This window comes from Acidovorax sp. NB1, assembly GCF_005405905.1.
GTDB lineage: Bacteria > Pseudomonadota > Gammaproteobacteria > Burkholderiales > Burkholderiaceae_C > Acidovorax.
Map to the genome: position 1 here is coordinate 312,240 of NZ_BJHU01000057.1, position 19,303 is coordinate 331,542.

Here is a 19,303-nt window from a genome sequence, read left to right on the forward strand (position 1 = left end):
GTGAGGCCACCAGGGGCGGGACAAATCCTCCAATTCCCTCAGAACCTGCGCCCGCCCACACAGGGCACGCAAGCAGGTGCCAGCCGTTCAGTGCGCCACGACCTTGCCCCACTCGCGCTCATAGGTGTGCACCAGCGCCTGGTTGGACAGGCGGTTCACCTCGCCCGGCACACGCGCCATGTCGAGCGGAAAGTCGAACAGCAGCGGCAGCGTGTCGGCGCCCATGAACCGCAGGCCCTCCGGCAGCGCCTCGGGCACGCGCCAGGGTCGGCGGCTGGCGATGATGAAACCCCACTCGCCAAAGCTGGGCACATGCGCGTGGTACGGCGCTGTCGAGAGGCCCACGGATTCGATGGTCTGGACCACCGTCCAGTAGCTTTTGCGCGCCACCAGGGGCGAGGTGGTCTGCACCACCGCATAGCCACTGGCGGCCAGGCGCTTGTCCAGCAGCGCATAGAAGCTGTTGGTGTAGAGCTTGCCAATCGAGAAGTTGGTGGGGTCTGGAAAGTCCACCACGATCACATCGAACAGCTCGTCCGGCGCGCCCTGCTGCAACCAGCCAAACGCATCGGTGTTGACGATCTTCACCTTCGGGTTTTGCAGCGCATGGCCGTTGAGCTGCGCCAGACGCGGGTTCTCGCTGAAGATTTTTGTCATCGCCGGGTCCAGTTCCACCAGCGTCACGGACTCGACCGAGGGGTACTTGAGGATCTCGCGCACCGCCATGCCGTCGCCGCCGCCCAGCACGGCCACGCGCTTGGCGGCGCCGTGGGCGGCCATGGCGGGGTGCACCAGGGCCTCGTGGTAGCGGTACTCGTCGCTCTCGGAGAACTGCAGGTTGCCGTTGAGGTAGAGCCGGTGCCCCGAGCGCCCCTGGGTGACCACAATGCGCTGGTAGGGCGATGCCGTGCTGAACACGATGCGGTCCTGGTAGAACTTGTCCTCGGCAAAACTCGTGATGTGCTCGGCCCCCGCCAGCCCGGCCAGCAAGATGCCCAGCACCATCACGCAGGCCACCAGGTGTGCCTTGAGCCGCCGCAGCTCATGCCGGAACAGCCACACCGCCCACAGCGCCACGGCCGCATTCATCACCCCGAACAGCAGCCCGGTGCGGATCAGCCCCAGTTGTGGCACCAGGAGCAGCGGGAACGCCATCGACACCGCCAGCGCGCCCAGGTAGTCGAACGTGAGCACCTGCGAAACCAGGTCCTTGAGCGCCACGTTGCGCTTCAGGATACGCATGACCAGCGGGATCTCCAGCCCCACCAGCGTGCCCACCATCAGCACCATGCCGTACAGCAGAAACCGGAACGCGCCAGGCGTGTAGGCGTTGGCCAAAAAAAGTGTGGCCGGCAGCGCGCCGCCAATCAGCGCGACCAGCAGTTCGATGCGCAGGAAGTGCGCAGGCAGCTGCCGCTCAAAGTACCGCGACAGCCACGAGCCCACGCCCATGGCAAACAGGTAAGTGCCGATGATGGTGCTGAACTGCAGCACCGAGTCGCCCAGCACATAGGACGCCAGCGCCCCTGCCGCCAGCTCGTACAGCAGCCCGCATGCGGCCACGACAAAGACGCTGATGAGCAGGGCGATTTCGATGGGGCGGGGACCGGTCGGAGCGGCCGGGGCCTCGGGCGGGGAGGCAGAAGGGGTCAAGTCAGGTTCCAAGGCGGTCACCAGCGCGCGCCTGTGGCAGGCGCGGCATCAGGCTGCGGGCAGGGGGTCAGTGGATCGCTGCCGCCACGATGATGCTGATGCCCAGGCACATCGCGGCCACCACCAAGCCCAGGGCCTGGTTTTGTTTTTCAACAATCTCACGCCACAGGTCGTAGGGCGTGATCTTGTCCACGATGACAAAACACAGCCAGAAGATGATGACGCCAATGACGGCGTAGAGGATGGACCCGAGAAACGCTGCGGGTTTGAGCCATTCGAATCCCATCATGGTGTGATCTCCTTGGAAGGGTTGTCTGTCTATTAAAAAAGGGACGGGGCCGGGCGGTGCGCCTGCGACTTGCTTGCTTATTTGCTTGTTGCTACTTGTGGCTGCCGCCGGACGAGTACCCGCCATACGAGCCCCCCGAGCTGCGGTAGCTGGATGAGGAGCAATTTTCTACCCGGGGGTCGCAGCGGCTGCACCGGCTGAGCAGCAACAGCAGGATGAGGATGACGATCGCAAGCAGGATGATGGTGCCGCAGCCCAGGCCGGACTTGGCCACAAAAGGCCCCGGGTCGTCGCGCTGCAGCACGTCCTTCTTGTCTTCGAGCTTGAAGGCCTTGGCCACCGTGTCGCTGGACAGCTTGTCGCCCGCAGACCAGGTGATCTCGTTCGGGCTTTGCTCCATCGACAGCAGGCCCTTGCTGCTGGCAAAGTCGCGGTTGGTCGTCTTCTGCCCGCGCGTGACCTGCCAGTAGAACTCGCCCAGCACATAGGTTGTCTCGGCCTCGTAGGTGTACTTGAGGTCGTACTTGGTGCCCATGTAGGTGGCCGAGCGGCCCGTGGACGCCATCTGCGGTGCACCCGTGGTGGGGCGCACCATGCTCCAGCCTTCTTCCGAATCGACGAGAAACGCAAAACCGCGCTTCTGGTTGTAGAGCAGGTACTCGCTCCAGCCAAAGTGCTCGTCATCGCCGGGCTCCACCCCCATGCGGTGCTGAAAGCCCACCACCTGCCAGTGCACGCCCTGCAACTGGCCCTTGCTGCCCAGCGGGATCAGGGGCTGCACGGGTTCGTCCTGCTCGGCCGAGCGCAGCTCGCCGCCCACGCCGCTATCGAGGCTGATGATGCTGGCGCACGAGCCGCAGGTGATGCTCTTGGAGGTGGACAGCTGCACCTGCACCGGCGCACCGCAGTGCGGGCAGTTGAACTGGCGGCCTTTTTCGTCCTTCGCGGATTCGTCTTTCAGGCCTTTGAGCTGCAGGTCTTCGAGCAGCACGGACTTGCCGCGCTCGACGTTGGGCGGGGTATGGCCGTAGTCGATGCTGACCACCTCGCCATCGGCACTCCTCAGCTCGACCATGCCGAACGGCTGGCCCAGCGGCGGCAACTTGGGCAACTCGCCCTGGGCCGAAATCAGCTGCGCCTGGCCGGTGTAGGCCACGCTGTAGGGTTTGCCGTTGATGGCCGTGGTGGTGCCGATGCGGAAGCGCTCGGGCGCGGGCATCTCACGGCCCGGGTCGATGGTCCGGGTGAAGACATAGGCGCCGTTGTCCTCGCCCAACGTGGCCAGCGTGCCATCGTTCAGGAAGGCGGCCCACTCGGTCCACGTACCCGCATCACCCTTGTACTGCAGGCGGCCGATGAGGGTGAAGGGCTCCTCTTTGCCATCAAGCTGGATGCGCCCGCTGGCCATGAGCTGCAGCGGGCTGTGGTCGTCGAACAGCTCGGCCATCTTGCCCAGGCGCGTGAGCACCTCGCCGCTGCGCACCACGGTGCTCTGGCAGTAGCCACACACGGCGTGCGTGGACTGCGCGCTCTTGAACTCCACCGGCGCGCCGCAGCCAGGGCAGGGCGCGCGGTAATAGCGCTGGGTGGGGTCGGTGGCCATCGTGTGGAGTGTCCTGCCTGCGCCGCATCACGCGGCTTTGGGGCTTTTCAGGCCCCTTGCGCGCGTCCCTCCTGCGAAGACAGCTATATTTATGATAGCAATTGAATCACGAGGTGTGTGACGCCTTAGTCAGACCAGCTTCTTGAGCAGCTCGGCCTTCTTGGTGTCGAATTCTTCCTGCGTGAGGATGCCCTTGGACTTGAGGTCGCCCAGCTTTTCGAGCGTGGCCATCACTTCTTCGGGCTTCACACCCACCGGGGCGGCTGCAGCCTGCGCTGCGGGAGCCGCCGGGGCCTGCAGGCCTTGCTGCAGGTTCTGCGCCAGCACCTGGCCCAGCGCCACGCCCGCGCCCAGGCCCATGGCATCGCCCGCAATGCCGCCGCCACCACCGCTGGCTTCGGCAAACTTGGGGATGGCCTGGGCCGTCTGGTACTGCATGAACTTGGCCATGTCGTTGCCGACCATGCCCATGCCGATCTTCTGGTCAAGGATCTTCTGCAGCTCTTCGGGCAGCGAGACGTTCTGCACCGTGAGGGACTCGATCAGGATGCCCAGCTTGGCAAAGATGGGCGCGAGTTCCTTGGTCAGCGCATCGGCAAACATGACCTGGTTGGCCGCCAGGTCCAGGAACGGCAGGCCGCTGCCCGCAATGGCGTTGCTGATGTTCTGCAGCACCATGCCGCGCAGCTGGCCTTCCAGGTCCGCCACGGGGTAAGACTCGCGCGTGCCCGAGATCTCGGTGTGGAACAGCTTGGGGTCGGCAATGCGGAAGGCGTAGTTGCCGAATGCGCGCAGGCGCACGGCGCCAAAGTCCTTGTCGCGGATCGTGATGGGCTGGGGCGTGCCCCACTTCTGGTCGATCTGCTGGCGTGTGCTGAAGAAGTACACGTCGCTCTTGAAGGGGGACTCGAAGAGCTTGTCCCAGTTCTTGAGGTACGTGAGCACCGGCAGCGTCTGCGTGGTGAGCTTGTAGGTGCCGGGGCCGAAGACGTCGGCCACCTGGCCTTCGTTCACAAAAATCGCCATCTGCGATTCACGCACCACCAGCGTGCCGCCGTTCTGGATTTCCATGCCGGCCATGGGGTAGCGCCAGGCCAGCGTGCCGTCCCCCTCCTCGGTCCACTGAATGATGTCAATGAACTGTTTCTTGATGAAGTCCATGAGGGCCATGTGTGCTCCCAAAGCAAAAGAGGGGGTTGAAAAGAGCGGCCATCATAGCAACGGGGGCTTTGGTGGCAGCGGCTTTTTTCAGCCCTTGAACGTGAACTAGTTCACACGCAGAACCAGTCTGTTTGGGATAAACGCCTTGGCGCTTCGCACAGCGTCATTGGATAGCGGCTATCTGCGCTTTAGCGATGATCAATTGGCCTTTGCTATTGCGAATCACTACCATTTCTCCATCGCTGCACACCCCCCGCAGCCTGAAGAACAAGGAACCCGCCATGTCCCACATCCGCCGCGTTGCCCGCCAGAACCAAACCATGCTGATGAAGACGGCCAGCTACTACCTGATCCACATCTGCGTGGCCGCCCTGGTGGCCTATGCCGTCACTGGCAACCTGTGGGCCTCGCTCACCCTGAGCCTGCTGGAGCCCACGGTGCAGGCGGTCGCTTTCTTCTTTCATGAAAAGGCGTGGGACCGGGTGGGTCGTCGCGCTGCACGTCAAAGCGCCACCCCATCGCCCAGCAACAACCCCGCTACTCAGGGCGCCTGAACATCGTCATCGAGGATCACCACCATGCACACCATTCCACTGCGCAGCCGCACCGCCACCGGCTTGGCCTTTCAACGCTGGCTGGTCCAGCGCCTCGCGGGGCTGGCCCATGGCGGCTGAGCCCGCTTCAGTGCCTTGAGGCTGGCCTCAGAAACAACCATGCCCCGTCTGGCGGGGCATGTGGGGATGGGGTGAGGCGGTGCGCAGAGAAGAGAACCGCTGGACAAGCCTCGGCTCAGGCTTTCACATCCAGCAAGGAGCCCATCATTTCGTCCTGCGTTTTGATGGTCTGCAGATTGGCCTTGAAAGCGTAGGTGGCGGACATCTGTTCCACCGCTTCCTGCTCCAGCGCCACGCCCTTGGCGTCCTGTTCGCGCTGCACGGTGGCGCGCACGCCGGCGCTTTCGGCCACTTCTTCTTGTGCAACCACCTCGCGGCGGTAACCGGGGGTGTTCATGTTGGCCACGTTGTTGGCCGACGCGTCCAGCCGCAACTGGGCGGCCTGAAGGCCTGAACTGCCGATGGAGGAAATACTGGCCATGGGCGCTGCTCCCGATGTCACACAATGTTGCAAAGAAGTCGAATTGTCCGCCTCGCCACGGCCGCTGGCAAGCCGCAGCCCCGCAATGCCCCTGTCAGCGACCGGGGCGGTGCGCGTCTTCCAGGCATTGCGCAAACGCCTGGGCCGCGCGGGCGGGCGCGGGCGAGCGGCGCATCAGGCTCACAAACTGGCAGTGGTAGTGGAACAGCGCCGGGTTCACCGCCTGCATGCGGCCCTGGCGCTCAAAGGCTTCGGCGTAGTGGTCGGGCAAGAACCCGAGAAAGCGGCCCGACAGGATCAGCGTGGCGATGGACTCCTGGTCAAACCCCGTGGCCGCGCGCTGCAGCCGGGCTTGGTGGCTCAGCTCCATGTTGGGCGAGTGGTAGCCCAGCCCCGCAAACTGGTAGCCGCGCACGGCGTGCCAGTCGGCCGGGGGCGCAGCCGCCCCGAACAGCGGGTGGCCCGCTCCGCAATACAGCAGCATGGTCTCGCCAAACAGGTCGGCGTAGGCCAGGCTTTGCGAGCTGCGGTGCGCGGGGATGATGCCTACCTGGTAGCTGCCGTCGATCACGCCGCGCTCGATGGCGTTGATGGAGCCCACATGCAGCTGCAACTGCACATCGGGCGCCTGGGCGGTGAAGGCGGCAATCGCCTCGCCAATGCGGGCGGCCGGGTTGCTGGCGGTCTTGTCGAACACCGCCACGGCCAGCTGCCCGCCCATGCGCGAATGGATGTCGTCCACGCTGTCGCGAAAGCTGCGCACCGAGGCCAGCAGGCGCAGGGTTTCGTCATACACCCGCTGCCCCTCGGCCGTCAGCGCAAACCCCGCCCGCCCCCGGCGGCACAGCGTGAGGCCCAGGCGGGCTTCCAGGTCCTTGATGTGGCGGCTGACGGTGCTGGTGCCGATGTTCAGTTCCAGCTCGGCGGCCGACATGCCGCCGCACTCCACCACGCTCTTGAAGACCTGCAGAAGCCGCAAGTCCATGTCGCTGAGCTGGCCCAGCACGGCGCGGTGTTTGCCCGGTGCGGCAGGCACGGAGATTTGGGGGGTTGGAGCGGGGTCTTTTACTTGCATAAATCGTCAAGTAAACATTGATATTGGATTATTTGAGAGATTAACAGGCGGCGCAACAATGCCCTACGTCAAGCCCCAGGCCGCTGGGGCAACTTTGCTTTTCTCGCCCTTTTGTCGCCGCCTTTGCACTGGAGAACCCCATGAGCTTCGTCAACATCGAAAAACCCGCCGCCGGTGCCGAAGGCCCCCGCATGGACGCCGAGTGGCTGGACGCGCACTGGATGCCGTACACGGCCAACCGCCAGTTCAAGGCCAACCCACGCATGATCGTGGAGGGCAGCGGCGCCTATTACACCGATGCGGACGGTCGCAAGATTTTTGACGGCCTCTCAGGCCTGTGGTGCGCTGGCCTGGGCCATGGCCGCCGCGAGATCGCCGAGGCCATCGGCAAGCAGGCGATGAAGCTCGACTACGCACCCGCCTTCCAGTTCGGCCACCCGCTGGGGTTTGAGCTGGCCAACCGCGTGAAGGAGCTGACCCCAGCCGGTCTGGACTACGTGTTCTTCACCGGCTCGGGCTCCGAGTCGGCCGACACGTCGCTGAAGATGGCGCGTGCCTACTGGCGCGCCAAGGGCCAGGGCACCAAGACGCGGCTGATCGGCCGCGAAAAGGGCTACCACGGCGTGAACTTTGGTGGCATCTCGGTGGGTGGCATCGTGGCCAACCGCAAGCTGTTTGGCCAGGGCGTGGAGGCCGACCACCTGCCCCACACCCAGCCACCTGCGGGCTCGTTCCACAAGGGCATGCCGCCCACGGGCAAGGAGCTGGCCGACCGCCTGCTGGAAGTGATTGCGCTGCACGACGCCAGCAACATCGCTGCCGTGATCGTCGAGCCCTTCTCGGGCTCGGCCGGCGTGGTGATTCCGCCGGTGGGCTACCTGCAGCGCCTGCGCGAGATCTGCACACAAAACAACATCTTGCTGATTTTTGACGAAGTGATCAGCGGTTTTGGCCGCAGCGGCGCCTGGACGGGTGCCGAGGCCTTTGGCGTGACGCCCGACATCCTGAACTTTGCCAAGCAAGTCACCAACGGCGCGCAGCCGCTGGGCGGCGTGGTGGCCACCAAGGAGATCTACGACACCTTCATGGCGGCAGGCGGGCCGGAGTACATGCTCGAATTCCCACACGGCTACACCTACTCGGCCCACCCCGTGGCCTGCGCTGCGGGCATTGCGGCGCTCGACATCCTGCAAAAGGAAGACATGATCGGCCGCGTCAAAGCGCTGGCCCCGTACTTTGAGAACGCCGTGCACAGCCTCAAGGGCGCCAAGCATGTGGCCGACATCCGCAACTTTGGCCTGGCGGCAGGCTTCACCATTGCAGCGCTGCCCGGCGAGCCCGCCAAGCGCCCGTACGAGATTGCGATGAACTGCTGGAAGAAGGGCTTTTATGTGCGCTACGGTGGCGACACCATCCAGCTGGCACCGCCCTTCATCAGCACCCAGGCCGAAATCGACCGCCTGATCAGCGCACTGGGCGACGCCCTGCAAGAAACCGCCTGAGCGTCCTTCGCCAGCCTGTCAGCCCTTCCATGCGCATTTCCATCCTCACCTTCGACGCCTTCAACGACCTCGACTCGCTGGTGGCGTTTGGCATGCTCAGCCGCATCGCGCTGCTGGGCGACACAGACTGGCAGGTGCGCATTGCGAGCCCCACGCCGCGCGTCACGTCCATGAACGGCCTCACCATCGACGCGCACGAAGACCTGAGCCAGTTGGCCCAGGCCGATGCGGTGCTGGTGGGCAGCGGCATGAAGACGCGTGAGGTGGCGAACACCCCGGCGCTGATGGAGCAGCTGCGTGCGCTGAACCCTGAACGCCAGTTGCTGGCGGCGCAGTGCTCGGGCACCTTCCTGCTCAGCCGCCTGGGCCTGCTCAGCGGCACGCCCGCCTGCACGGACCTGACCAGCAAGCCCTGGGTGGTGGAGTCGGGCGTCGATGTGGTGCCCCGCGCGTTTGCGGCCCACGGCAACGTGGCCACGGCGGGCGGTTGCCTGGCGTCGCAGTACCTGGTGGCGTGGCTGCTGGCCCGCCTCAAGGGGCTGGACGCGGCGCGCGAGGTGCTGCACTACTTTGCCCCGGTGGGCGAAAAGCAGGAATTCATCGACCGCGCCATGGCCCACGTGCTACCAACGCTGAAGGCCCAGGCAGCGGCACCCGCAGTGGCATAGACAGCGTATTTACTCACTTTTTTATAGCTATCAGCACACACCCAGTGCGCGGAAACGGCAATTTTTCTTTGAAATCACCATGAACCACGACAAGAACGTCACCACCACCATCGGCCACCTGATCGACGGCAAGCTCGTTGCAGACACCGAGCGCACGCAGCCGGTGTTCAACCCCGCCACCGGCCAATCGACCACCAGCGTGGCGCTGGCCAGCCAGGCCACGGTCGAAGCGGCCATCGCCTCCGCCGAGGCCGCCTTCCCCGCCTGGCGCAACACGCCGCCGCTGAAGCGCGCCCGCGTGATGAGCAAGCTGAAGGTGCTGCTAGAAGAAAACGCCGACAAGATCGCCGCCCTGATCACAGCGGAACATGGCAAGGTGCTGGCCGATGCGCACGGCGAGTTGCAGCGCGGCATCGAGAACGTGGAATACGCGAGCTACGCGCCCGAACTGCTCAAGGGCGAGCACAGCCGCAATGTCGGTCCATCGATTGACTCGTGGTCCGAATTCCAGGCGCTGGGCGTCACTGCCGGCATCACGCCCTTTAACTTCCCGGCCATGGTGCCGCTGTGGATGTGGCCGATGGCCGTGGCCTGTGGCAACACCTTTGTGCTCAAGCCGTCCGAGCGCGATCCCAGCAGCACCCTGTTCATCGCACAACTGGCGCTGGAGGCAGGCTTACCGCCCGGCGTGCTCAACGTGGTCAACGGCGACAAGCTGGCCGTGGACACGCTGCTGCAAGACCCGCGCGTCAAGGCGGTGAGCTTTGTGGGCTCCACGCCCATTGCCGAGTACATCTACGCCGAAGGCTGCAAGCACGGCAAGCGCGTGCAGGCCCTGGGCGGCGCCAAGAACCACGCCGTGCTCATGCCCGACGCGGACGTGGACAACGCCGTGAGCGCCCTGATGGGCGCGGCCTACGGATCGTGCGGCGAACGCTGCATGGCCATCCCGCTGCTGGTGGCCGTGGGCGACGCAGTGGGTGACGCGGTGATCGCGGGCCTGAAGACCGAGATCGCCAAGATGAAGGTCGGCCCCGGCACCGACAACAGCAACGACATGGGCCCGCTGGTCACCAAGCCGCACTTCGAGAAGGTGAAGGCCTATGTGGACAGCGGCGTGGCCGAGGGCGCCACGCTGGTGGTGGACGGTCGCTCGGTGAAGGTCGCCGGTCATGAAGAAGGCTACTTCCTGGGCGCCTGCCTGTTCGACAACGTCAAGCCCGGCATGAAGATCTACCAGGAAGAAATCTTTGGCCCCGTGCTCGGCGTGGTGCGCGTGAAGACGCTGCAGGAAGCCATGCAGCTCATCAACGACCACGAATACGGCAACGGCACCTGTATCTTCACCCGCGACGGCGAGGCCGCCCGCTACTTCACCGACCACATCCAGGTCGGCATGGTGGGCGTGAACGTGCCCCTGCCCGTGCCCGTGGCCTACCACTCGTTCGGCGGCTGGAAGCGCAGCCTGTTCGGCGACCTGCACGCCTACGGCCCGGACGCCGTGCGTTTCTATACCAAGCGCAAGACCATCACGCAGCGCTGGCCGTCGGCTGGCGTGCGTGAGGGGGCGGTGTTCAGCTTTCCGAGCAGCCGCTGAGCGCGGGGCGCCACAGCGCTCCAGACGTTGCACAGAACTTATTCACGCGCTGGCCCCCTGCACCTCACAGAGCAGGGGGCTTTTTCTACTCGCCGCTCCCGCAATGTGGACTCAGGGCGCCTTGAGCAGTGCATTCACAGCAGCAATGCTGCCATCCCGATCCCCGCCGGCCAGGGCCTGGAGGCGCACACAAGACACCAGGTAGGTATAACGCGCCCGGGCCAGGTCGCGCAGGGCCAGCTCTTTTTGCTGCTCTGCGTTCAGGATGTCCACCAGGGTTCTGGCACCACCCTCAAACGAGCGGCGGCTGGACACCACCAACTGCGTGGCGGACCGTGCAGCCTGCTCCAGCGCCAGGATGCGCAGGCGGCCTTCGCTGACCCCCCGGAACTCGGTGTGGATGCGCAGGCTGAGGTCCCGGCGCGCCGCCTCCAGCAGTTCGCGGGCCTGCACCTGCTCCGCCACCGCCTGGCGCACCGTGGAGTTGACATAGCCACCCGCAAACAGGGGCATGTTCAGCTGCAGGCCAATCACACGGTTGGTATAGCTGGAGCTGGGCGTGGTGACGTTCTCGCTGCCACTGCGCGTCCATTGGGCCACGGCATCCAGCGTAGGGAGATGCCCGGTGCGGGCCTTCTCGATCTCCAGCCGGGCCACATCCAGCCGCGCTTTCTGTTGCCGGATTTCAGGACTGCTGTCTTCTGCCAGGGCCAGCCAGTCCTGCACGCTGCGCTGTTCGGGCGTCCAGGCTGCGAACTTGGCCTCATCCAGTGGGCTGAGCGTCTCCACTGGCTGGTTGACCAGTGTCTCCAGCTGGCGGCGCGCGTAGTCCAGCTGCTGCCGTATCTCCAACTCCTGCGCCACGGCCATGTCCAGTCGGGCCTGGGCTTCGTCGATGTCGGTGCGCGTGCCACTGCCCGCCACCAGCAGCTTGCGCGCGGCGTCCAACTGGGTGGTGGTGGTGTTCTTCTGCGCACGCGCCAGGGCCAGCTGGTCTTGCGCCAGCAACAGCTGCAGGTAGGCGTCGGTCACGCGCACTCCCAGGCTCTGTAGCTCCCGGTCCAACTGCGCGCCCACTTCAGCGCGCATCTGATGGGCCTGCTCCAGCCCTACTGACAGTGACTTGCGGTAGACAGGTTGGCGCAGGGTCAAGGTGGCGTTGTGGCTGGTGTAGTTTTCATCCACGGTCACCGACCGGCCCAGGACGTTGCGTTGCGTGTTGCTCAGGTCGTTGCGGTTGCGAGCTGCGCTGAATGCCACATTGGGGTAGCGCATGGCCTTGGCCTGCTCTACCCGCTCATCCCCTACATCGGCGGCCGCACGGGCGGCTCGAATGGTGGCGTCCTGCTGCAATGCTGCCTGGTATGCCTGCTGGAGGTCCATGGACCAGGCAGGTCCTGCGCATACCGCCAAGACGGAGAGCGAAACCGCCCGCAAGGCGTTCGACGGCGAGGAAGAAAAAGCTAGCATGCTCACTCTTCCTTCAGGGAGCCCGACACACGCTTGAGCAAGGGGCCCAGCAGATAGGTCAGCATGGTGCGCTCGCCGGTCTTGATGACCACCTCGGCCGGCATGCCTGGCTGCAAGTGGCGTGCGCCCAGCGTCTTCATACCATCCGGCGTGACCTTGACCCGCGCAAGGTAATAGGTCTGGTTGCTTTGTGCATCCGTCAGCAGATCCCCAGAGACCGAGGCCAGCTCTCCCTGCACCACCAGTTGCGGCGAGTGGGCAAACGCGCTGAAACGCACATCGGCATGCAGGCCCGGGCGCACCTTGTCGATCAGGTGGGGGGCAATACGGGCCTCCAGCACCAAAGGCTCATCAGGAGGGACGATGCCCATCAGCTGCTGCCCCGCCTGGACCACCGCCCCCACGGTCTGCACCGCAAGGCCCACCACCTGGCCAGTAGCGGGCGCACGGATTTCGGTGCGATCCAGATCGGCCTTCAGCGCGGTGAACTTGTCGGCATCTGACTGCACCTCCCGCGTGATGTCTGCGAGGTTCGTCTCGACTTCCTTGCGGTATTCCTGCTGCCGGGCCAGGGCCCGCTGGCGCATTTCCCCGACCGTGCGCTGCGTGCGCGCCGTGTTGCCCAGCAACTCCGTGATGGCCAGGTTGGAATCAGCCACCATGCGTTCGAGTTCCAGTTGCCGATTGCGGGGGGAGTAGCCCTCCTTAACCAGCTCGCGCGTATGGCGCAGCTCCTCTTCGAGCGATGCCAGTTGCCCACGTCGGCTGGTCAGCATGCCCGCATAGGCCTGCAGCAAGGCGTTCTGGCCCTGGATACTCTCTTCGATGCCCTGCAGGTCCGCACGCAGTGCCGCGCGCCGCGATTGGATCAGTTGCTCCTGGTTCTTCATCTGCTGCTGAATCAGCGGGTCTGCCACCGCAGCCTGCAAGTCCGGGTGAAACACGATGGCGGCAGCACCCGATTGCTCGGCCAGCAACCGCCCCTGGACCGCCCGCAAACCCAGGTACCGCTGGCGGACCGCCTCGTAGTTGGCCTTGGCCACCGCGTCATCCAGAGATATCAACGGTTGCCCCGCCTGCACCACGTCACCCTCGCGCACAAAGACCTGCTTGACGATGCCCCCGCTGAGGTGCTGCACCGCTTTGCGTTTGGTGTCGATCGCAACCACGCCCTGACTGGGCACCCCCTCGTCCAGGGGAGCAACAGCCGCCCACAGCAAAAATCCCCCCAGGCCCAGGCCCAGCACCCACAGCCCAGTGCGCGCCGCACGCCCGGTATCCGAGGGAGGCAGGGGCGCCGATCGGGCTCCCGGCAGTGAGGAGATCGAAGGTGCTTGTTTCAAGGGTTCAGTGTGGGCCATGGGCGGATGTTCAGAAAATGTTCGCTCGTATCGAATGCGCACAGCGCGTTCAGGCGGGCAGCGGCTGCGGGGCAGGCAAAGACCCAGCAGCTGAAGGGGAGGGGGCTTGGCGTGCCGCCTGCAGCTGCGCCAGGACTTCGTCACGCGGGCCTTTCAGCTGTACCTGACCGTCCTGCAGAACCAGCACCTGATCTGCAAGTGCAAGCACTCCCGCCCGATGCGTCACCATCACGACGGTCTTGCCGCGCTCCTTGAGCTGGCGCATGGCCCCGAGCAAGGCCGCTTCGCCCACGTCGTCCAGGTGGGCGTTGGGCTCATCGAGCACCAAGAGCGCTGGATCACCGTACAGAGCCCGGGCCAGTCCGATGCGTTGGCGTTGCCCCCCCGAAAGCAAGCGCCCGCCCTCTCCAATCGGCGTGTCATAGCCTTTGGGGAATCTCAGCACCATCTCATGCAGGCCCGCGCATTGGGCCGCAGCAATGACCTTGGCAGAATCCACCGCTGCAAAACGTGCGATGTTCTCGGCAATCGTCCCGCCGAACAAAACCGTATCCTGTGGCAGGTAACCTACCTGAGGGCCCAAGGTCTCATGGCTCCAGGCGGTGGGGGGCTGGCCATCAAACAACAACTCTCCCTGCGATACGGGCCAGACTCCCACCAGCACGCGCGCCAGCGTGGATTTGCCGGAACCCGAGGGGCCCAACACCACCGTCAGCGAACCCGGCGGAGCATGCAGGTCCACCTGCTGAAGAATCGGCGTCACCCGCCCCGGCGCAGTGGCATGCACATCGCGCAGCTGAACATCCCCTTGCAGACGCGGGGCTGCAGAGATCTTGGGCAACGGCGGATGCTCTTGCAGCAGTTGCTCCAACCGAAAGAAGGCCGCGCGGGCCCCCAAAAAGCCGCGCCACGCACTCACCACCTGGTCAATCGGAGCCAAGGCGCGGGTCATCAGCACGTTGGCAGCAATCATGGCTCCGGCCGATAGCTGGCCATCGATCACCAGCAAAGCACCCACCGCCAACGACAGCGCCTGCTGCGCATAACGCACAGACTTGCTCCAGGCCGTGATGCGGTGCGTCAGGCCCTGGGCTGCCGCGTGCAGTTCGGCATAGCGCGCTTGCAGCAACGCCCAACGGTGGTGCAACTGCTGCAACATGCCCATGGCCTCAACCGCCTCGGCATTGCGCAATTTGCCATTCAGGTAGGCATGCGACCGGCCCTGCGCCTTGGCCAGGGATTCGGAAGGCGCCACCGTGCGCTGGTGCCCCAGCCATGCCAAGGCGGCCTGGATCAGAGCAAAGACCACGGCCACGGCGCCCAGCAGGGGGTGCAGCAAGAACAGCACCCCGATGTAGATAGGGGCCCATGGCAGATCGAAAAAGGCAAAAATGCTGGGGCCCGTCAGGAACTGGCGCACCTCCGTCAGGTCCGTGAACGACTGGCCAGGGCTTCCCCCGCCCTCACGGACGCTGCGCGCGAAACCTGCCGAGAAAACACGCTCCCCCAGCAACCGGTCCAGACGCACCCCCGCGCGCACGAGCAGCCGGGACCGCGCCCATTCCGCAAATGCCATGGCGGCAAACAGGAACAGGATAAGCAGCGAGACCACCAGCAAGGTGAGCTCGTTGCGGCTGACCAGCACACGGTCGTAGATCTGCAGCATGTACAGCGTGGGTGCCAGCATGAGCAGATTGGCCACCATGCTGAAAATTGCGATCACGACCCATTCACGCTGCAGGCTACGCAGGGCCTGGGTGATTTCGCTGCGCGAGAAAAATCCGCTGATGGACATGGTGTCAGTTGGGTTGGAAGAAGGGGATCAGGCGGCACGCGGCGCGATGGCGGCAGCCGGAGTACCCGCAGAAGCATTTCGCAATGCCGCCAGCACATCATCTCGGGGGCCAAAGGCCTGCTGCCCCCCACCCTGCATGATGAGTAATTTATCCGCCACCGCCAGCACGCTGGGCAGATGGGTCATCACCACAAAAGTGGTGCCCCGGGCCTTGAACTCCTGTAAGGCCCGGCTCAATGCGATATTGCCATCCTCGTCCAGGCTGGCGTTGGGCTCGTCCAGCACGACAAAAACCGGATTGCCATAGAGAGCACGTGCCAACGCGATTCGCTGGCGTTGCCCGCCGGAGAGCATCACGCCGGCCGCCCCCACAGGGGTGGCATAACCTTGTGGGAGCGATGTGATCCAGGTGTGCACACCCACCGCCTGTGCGGCATCCACCATGGCCTTTTCGTCCACCTCGCCAAAGCGGACGATGTTCTCGCCCAGCGTGCCTTCCAACAGTTCGACGTCCTGCGGCACATAACCCACGTGGGGCCCCAGCTCCGCCTTGTTCCACACACTGACATCCACTCCGTCCAGCCGGACGCTGCCCGCCACGGGAGGCCACAGCCCCATCAGCATGCGGGCCAAGGTGGTCTTGCCCGCAGCAGACGCGCCCAGGACCGCAAGCACTTCCCCCGGTTGCAATGAAAAGGCAACCCCTTTGACAAAAGGCGGTGCACCAGCAGAAGCCCCTGCGACCAGGCTCTCGACCGTCACACGCCCCCGTGGCTTGGGCAGTGGCATCCCCTGCACAGGGGGCGGCAACCGCTCCAGAAGCTGCCCAAGCCGCCCCCATGCAGCCTGCGCCTGCACCACCGCACGCCACTGCGACACCATTTGCACCAGAGGCGCCAGTACACGCCCGCCCAGCACCGACCCCACGATCAGCATCCCAGGCCCGCCGAGCAACTGGTCATGCATCAAAAGCCAGGCACCCAAGCCCAAAAGCGCCGACGACAAAGTCGTCTGCAGCATCTTGCCCAGCGCCTGCAACACCCCTGCACGGTCAGACGCCAGTGACTGCAATCCCAGACCCTCCTCGTGCTGTGCCAACCAGCGGCGGCGCATGTTTTTCTCCATGCCCATGGCCGCAATCACGTCGCTGTGGCGCAAGGTGCCATCCACATAGGCCCGCGCGCCCATGTCCGACTGATTGGCCCGCAGCAAGGCTGGACTGGTGCTGCGCTCGTTCAGCCACGAGAGTCCAACCTGAAGCAGAGCACCAGCAAGGGATACCCACCCCAGCAGTGGATGAATCACAAACAGAAGAACCAACATCACCAGGGCCACCGGCGTTTCCATCGCAGCCCCCAGTGCAGGTCCGTGAAAAAAGTCACGCACGGCCCGCAAATCCATCAAGGGTTGGGCTCCCGCAGCCCCCCCCTGCCTCAGATGCGCAGCATGAATGGCTGTGAAAACACGGGGGGCCAACGCACGGTCCAGGGCCGCACCCGCCTCACGCAAGGTTTCCGAACGAGCCCATTCCAGCACTTCCATCACACCGATGGCCAAAAACACGGCCAGCGTCAGCATGGCGAGGGTCATGGCGTTGCGGCTGTTCACCACGCGGTCGTACACCTCGAACATGTAGACAGTAGGCGCCAGAACCAGAAGCCCCGCCAGCACACTCAGGCAGAGAGCCCGCCAAAAATAGGGCGTAAGCCTTGCCAGAGCCTGGTGGATTTCGGATGGCGCTGCAGATACGGACATGCGGAAAAGATCTGGTGAATGTGTACGCTTCTGTGCACACAGTACAAACGCCCGGCATTTGCCAATGCAAAGCCAGGCCCTGGGATGGTTTTAATTGTCTGTGAAATTACTTTGCGAAGAAGACCGCAGTCCCTCGGGTCTCGTCCGCGCTCGTCACCACCACCGTCAGCCCATTCTTGGCCACGTTGAGCGTACCCACCCCACTGAATGCAGTCTTGCTCCCGTCCGCACAGCTTTCGTTGAAGCTGACGCTGTACGCAGCCGTGCTGGCCATCGCCGCTACGTTGCCCGTGTAAGAACACCCCGTGGTCGAGCTCCCTGTCATGCTGCCGGTCGCCGCAAGACTCCACTGCACGGTCTGGGCATTGCCTCCCAATGTGGCACTCCAGTTGCCCTGCACTTCCGTCTGGACGGCCGGCGTGGCCAGTGCATCGCTCTGGGTCAGGGTCCCCGTGTTCAGGCCCGTGAATGCAATCGTCTTGGGGCTGGCCGCAAGTGCCGCGTTGACCTGGCCTGTCACCGCCTGGCCAGTGGCGTTGGCTTGCCCCAGCGCGTAGCTTTTCCCGTTGGCGCTGCTGTCACTGCGCACCACCAGCTTGACCAGCCGGCTGGCGTCCTGGGCCAACAGCCAGGCGCTGGCGGTTCCGTTGGCCTCGGGCACCACCACGGCGGTCGTGGCCGGTGCCACGCCTGCAGCGGTGACCCAGCGTCCCTTGAGCTGGGCGGGGTCGATGGTGGGGCCGGAAGCATCGCCCCCACCACCGCCTCCGCAAGCCACCAGCAGGCCGCTCAGGACGAGTGCTGCTGCAGGCAGCTTGCGCAAAGCGTACCGAGGTGCCGCCATGAGCATGTTGGTTGTCATCGATGTTCTCCGTTTCATGTTGTCAAATCTGTAAGGATGAGGCTGTTGCCAGTATGCGGGGCTACTCAGAACCAGAAAGGATGGGATCCCACATCCGGCGCCAGCCCCACGATGGACAGCGCCATGTGCCCTGGCGCCCCTGGGTCCGTGATGATGCCGTCCGCCTTGCCGTCCGCGTCGAACTGCCCTCCGTCCTCGATGTGGAAGTCCAGCCTTACCCGTCCCCCTTCCATCACCATCTTGCCCCCGTACGGCTCGCTCGCAAGGTTCACCCATTGCCCGTGGCTGTCCTGCTTCCAGTAGCCGTTCACCCCCAGCGCCGGGTCTACGTACAGGCTGAAGTTCTCTCCCGTCTTGCCCGCTCCAAGCTCCACCGTGAAGCTCACCAGCCCTATCGGCATTTGCAGGCCCGCTGGCAGCCCCGTCGGTGCATCCTTTTGCATCAGGCTCGTGATGCGTGCATTGTCGTTGCCGCTGCCCACCTTGCCATTGGTGCTGCTGGCCACCAGCGTCGTGAAGGTGGGTGGCGCACTTCCGGGGTTGCTCTGCCCTGTGGGGCTGAGCACGAAGCCTGTCGAGGCCACTCCCGGCTGTTCGCTGTCCCTGACGCCGTCTCCGTTGCCGTCCCCGGGGGTTGTGGTGCCACCGGGGCCAGGGATCCCTGGGGTCAGGTCTTCTATGGCGTTAGGTACTCCGTCGTTGTCCGGCACTCCGGGTACCGGGTTAGGCGTAGGCACTGGGGGAACCGGGGTCGGGTCGGGGTCTGCGGGGGTGAGGTTGGTCACAGGCCGCGCGGCGAAGCTCGCTGCGTCATTGCCTGCTGCGTCCTGGACAGCATTGGTGTCGTTGCCGCCTGTGGGATCGGTGTAAGCGACCGTGACGGTCTGGCCTGCTCCCACAACGAATGCAAGGGTCAGGGTGACGGTCTTGGCGGCTGCGTTGACAGCTAAGCCGGTGACAGCATTGGCAAAGCCTCCCGCCGTCACCGCAAAGGCGCCAACGGGCGCGGTGTTCACGGCGTCCAGTGTGGTCGCCTCGGTGTAGCTCAGCACCAGTTGATTGCCGTTGACGGTGGCTGTGCTCACCACCGGGGGGGTGGTATCCAGTGTGTTGTTGGTGACAGTGGTTACGCCCAGGCTGGCTGCGTCGTTGCCCTGGATGTCCTGGATGGCGTTGGCGTCGTTGCCTGCCGTGGGGTCGGTGTAGGCGACGGTGACGCTCTGGCCATAATCCACCGGGGTGCCCAGGGTCAGGGTGACGGTTTTAGCGGCAGCGTTCACGGCCACGCCGGTCACGGTGTTGGCGATTCCACCGGAGACCACGGCGAAGGCGCCTGTAGCTGGCGGGTTGACGGCGTCCAGGTCGCTGGCGTCGGTGTAGGTCAGCACCAGGCTGGCGCCATTGGCGCTGGCTGAAG

16 protein-coding genes are annotated in these 19,303 nt (G+C 64.8%); 4 read left to right on the plus strand and 12 right to left on the minus strand.

What is annotated here, in order from left to right; all coding sequences use genetic code 11:
- Positions 1-87: 87 nt before the first annotated feature.
- The 4 genes from AvAM_RS24100 to AvAM_RS24115 form a co-directional block, all read right to left on the minus strand.
- On the minus strand, positions 88-1,653 hold the full coding sequence (locus tag AvAM_RS24100) for a polyamine aminopropyltransferase (protein WP_137749427.1): 1,566 nt from the start codon (positions 1,651-1,653) through the stop codon (positions 88-90).
- A 67-nt stretch (positions 1,654-1,720) separates the two neighbouring features.
- Positions 1,721-1,939: a DUF350 domain-containing protein gene (locus AvAM_RS24105; RefSeq protein ID WP_171012392.1), complete on the minus strand. Its 219-nt coding sequence runs from the start codon at positions 1,937-1,939 to the stop codon at positions 1,721-1,723.
- 94 nt (positions 1,940-2,033) lie between these two features.
- Positions 2,034-3,545, minus strand: a complete 1,512-nt coding sequence (locus AvAM_RS24110) for a DUF4178 domain-containing protein (RefSeq protein ID WP_137749429.1) — start codon at positions 3,543-3,545, stop codon at positions 2,034-2,036.
- Between the two features lie 129 nt (positions 3,546-3,674).
- Positions 3,675-4,715: an SPFH domain-containing protein gene (locus tag AvAM_RS24115; RefSeq protein ID WP_137749430.1), complete on the minus strand. Its 1,041-nt coding sequence runs from the start codon at positions 4,713-4,715 to the stop codon at positions 3,675-3,677.
- A 272-nt stretch (positions 4,716-4,987) separates the two neighbouring features.
- On the opposite strand from AvAM_RS24115, the gene AvAM_RS24120 reads away from it, so the two are divergent.
- Positions 4,988-5,260, plus strand: a complete 273-nt coding sequence (locus AvAM_RS24120) for a DUF2061 domain-containing protein (RefSeq protein ID WP_137749431.1) — start codon at positions 4,988-4,990, stop codon at positions 5,258-5,260.
- Positions 5,261-5,495: 235 nt separating this feature from the next.
- On the opposite strand, the gene AvAM_RS24125 is transcribed toward AvAM_RS24120, so the two are convergent.
- Together AvAM_RS24125 and AvAM_RS24130 are read right to left on the minus strand one after the other, a co-directional pair.
- A complete protein-coding gene (locus AvAM_RS24125; protein WP_015016359.1) occupies positions 5,496-5,801 on the minus strand; it encodes a flagellar basal body protein in 306 nt (101 codons plus the stop codon).
- 94 nt (positions 5,802-5,895) lie between these two features.
- On the minus strand, positions 5,896-6,786 hold the full coding sequence (locus tag AvAM_RS24130; protein WP_137749459.1) for a LysR family transcriptional regulator: 891 nt from the start codon (positions 6,784-6,786) through the stop codon (positions 5,896-5,898).
- A 230-nt stretch (positions 6,787-7,016) separates the two neighbouring features.
- On the opposite strand from AvAM_RS24130, the gene AvAM_RS24135 reads away from it, so the two are divergent.
- The 3 genes from AvAM_RS24135 (at position 7,017) to AvAM_RS24145 (ending at position 10,643) form a co-directional block, all read left to right on the plus strand.
- Positions 7,017-8,378 (plus strand): aspartate aminotransferase family protein, encoded by a 1,362-nt coding sequence (locus AvAM_RS24135; protein WP_137749432.1) that lies wholly within the window; start codon positions 7,017-7,019, stop codon positions 8,376-8,378.
- Between the two features lie 29 nt (positions 8,379-8,407).
- Positions 8,408-9,046 (plus strand): DJ-1/PfpI family protein, encoded by a 639-nt coding sequence (locus AvAM_RS24140; protein ID WP_137749433.1) that lies wholly within the window; start codon positions 8,408-8,410, stop codon positions 9,044-9,046.
- A gap of 79 nt (positions 9,047-9,125) precedes the next feature.
- The gene (locus AvAM_RS24145) at positions 9,126-10,643 is read left to right on the plus strand and encodes a CoA-acylating methylmalonate-semialdehyde dehydrogenase (RefSeq protein ID WP_137749434.1); all 1,518 of its coding nucleotides are present in this window, start codon (positions 9,126-9,128) and stop codon (positions 10,641-10,643) included.
- Between the two features lie 111 nt (positions 10,644-10,754).
- Here the strand turns inward: AvAM_RS24145 and AvAM_RS24150 are convergent, their stop codons facing one another.
- From AvAM_RS24150 to AvAM_RS24175, 6 genes are all read right to left on the minus strand, one after another.
- Positions 10,755-12,026: a TolC family outer membrane protein gene (locus AvAM_RS24150; RefSeq protein WP_249368365.1), complete on the minus strand. Its 1,272-nt coding sequence runs from the start codon at positions 12,024-12,026 to the stop codon at positions 10,755-10,757.
- Between the two features lie 89 nt (positions 12,027-12,115).
- Positions 12,116-13,474, minus strand: a complete 1,359-nt coding sequence (locus AvAM_RS24155) for an HlyD family type I secretion periplasmic adaptor subunit (RefSeq protein WP_137749436.1) — start codon at positions 13,472-13,474, stop codon at positions 12,116-12,118.
- Positions 13,475-13,523: 49 nt separating this feature from the next.
- Positions 13,524-15,269, minus strand: coding sequence for a type I secretion system permease/ATPase (locus AvAM_RS24160; RefSeq protein WP_137749437.1), 1,746 nt, complete (start codon positions 15,267-15,269; stop codon positions 13,524-13,526).
- Positions 15,270-15,296: 27 nt separating this feature from the next.
- Positions 15,297-17,024 carry a type I secretion system permease/ATPase gene (locus AvAM_RS24165; RefSeq protein ID WP_137749438.1) on the minus strand — a complete coding sequence of 576 codons (1,728 nt, stop codon included), beginning with the start codon at positions 17,022-17,024 and terminating at the stop codon, positions 15,297-15,299.
- A 106-nt stretch (positions 17,025-17,130) separates the two neighbouring features.
- Positions 17,131-17,886, minus strand: a complete 756-nt coding sequence (locus tag AvAM_RS24170) for a hypothetical protein (RefSeq protein WP_137749439.1) — start codon at positions 17,884-17,886, stop codon at positions 17,131-17,133.
- Positions 17,887-17,951: 65 nt separating this feature from the next.
- Positions 17,952-19,303: SwmB domain-containing protein (locus AvAM_RS24175; protein ID WP_283202048.1), on the minus strand; the 1,352-nt coding region annotated here is incomplete at its 5' end.

Coding starts and splice junctions, on each gene's coding strand:
- AvAM_RS24105 (WP_171012392.1), bottom strand. CDS start 1,939: ATGGGATTCGAATGGCTCAAACCCGCAGCGTTTCTCGGGTCCATCCTC.
- AvAM_RS24110 (WP_137749429.1), bottom strand. CDS start 3,545: ATGGCCACCGACCCCACCCAGCGCTATTACCGCGCGCCCTGCCCTGGC.
- AvAM_RS24115 (WP_137749430.1), bottom strand. CDS start 4,715: ATGGCCCTCATGGACTTCATCAAGAAACAGTTCATTGACATCATTCAG.
- AvAM_RS24120 (WP_137749431.1), top strand. CDS start 4,988: ATGTCCCACATCCGCCGCGTTGCCCGCCAGAACCAAACCATGCTGATG.
- AvAM_RS24125 (WP_015016359.1), bottom strand. CDS start 5,801: ATGGCCAGTATTTCCTCCATCGGCAGTTCAGGCCTTCAGGCCGCCCAG.
- AvAM_RS24130 (WP_137749459.1), bottom strand. CDS start 6,786: ATGGACTTGCGGCTTCTGCAGGTCTTCAAGAGCGTGGTGGAGTGCGGC.
- AvAM_RS24135 (WP_137749432.1), top strand. CDS start 7,017: ATGAGCTTCGTCAACATCGAAAAACCCGCCGCCGGTGCCGAAGGCCCC.
- AvAM_RS24140 (WP_137749433.1), top strand. CDS start 8,408: ATGCGCATTTCCATCCTCACCTTCGACGCCTTCAACGACCTCGACTCG.
- AvAM_RS24145 (WP_137749434.1), top strand. CDS start 9,126: ATGAACCACGACAAGAACGTCACCACCACCATCGGCCACCTGATCGAC.
- AvAM_RS24150 (WP_249368365.1), bottom strand. CDS start 12,026: ATGGACCTCCAGCAGGCATACCAGGCAGCATTGCAGCAGGACGCCACC.
- AvAM_RS24155 (WP_137749436.1), bottom strand. CDS start 13,474: ATGGCCCACACTGAACCCTTGAAACAAGCACCTTCGATCTCCTCACTG.
- AvAM_RS24160 (WP_137749437.1), bottom strand. CDS start 15,269: ATGTCCATCAGCGGATTTTTCTCGCGCAGCGAAATCACCCAGGCCCTG.
- AvAM_RS24165 (WP_137749438.1), bottom strand. CDS start 17,024: ATGTCCGTATCTGCAGCGCCATCCGAAATCCACCAGGCTCTGGCAAGG.
- AvAM_RS24170 (WP_137749439.1), bottom strand. CDS start 17,886: ATGACAACCAACATGCTCATGGCGGCACCTCGGTACGCTTTGCGCAAG.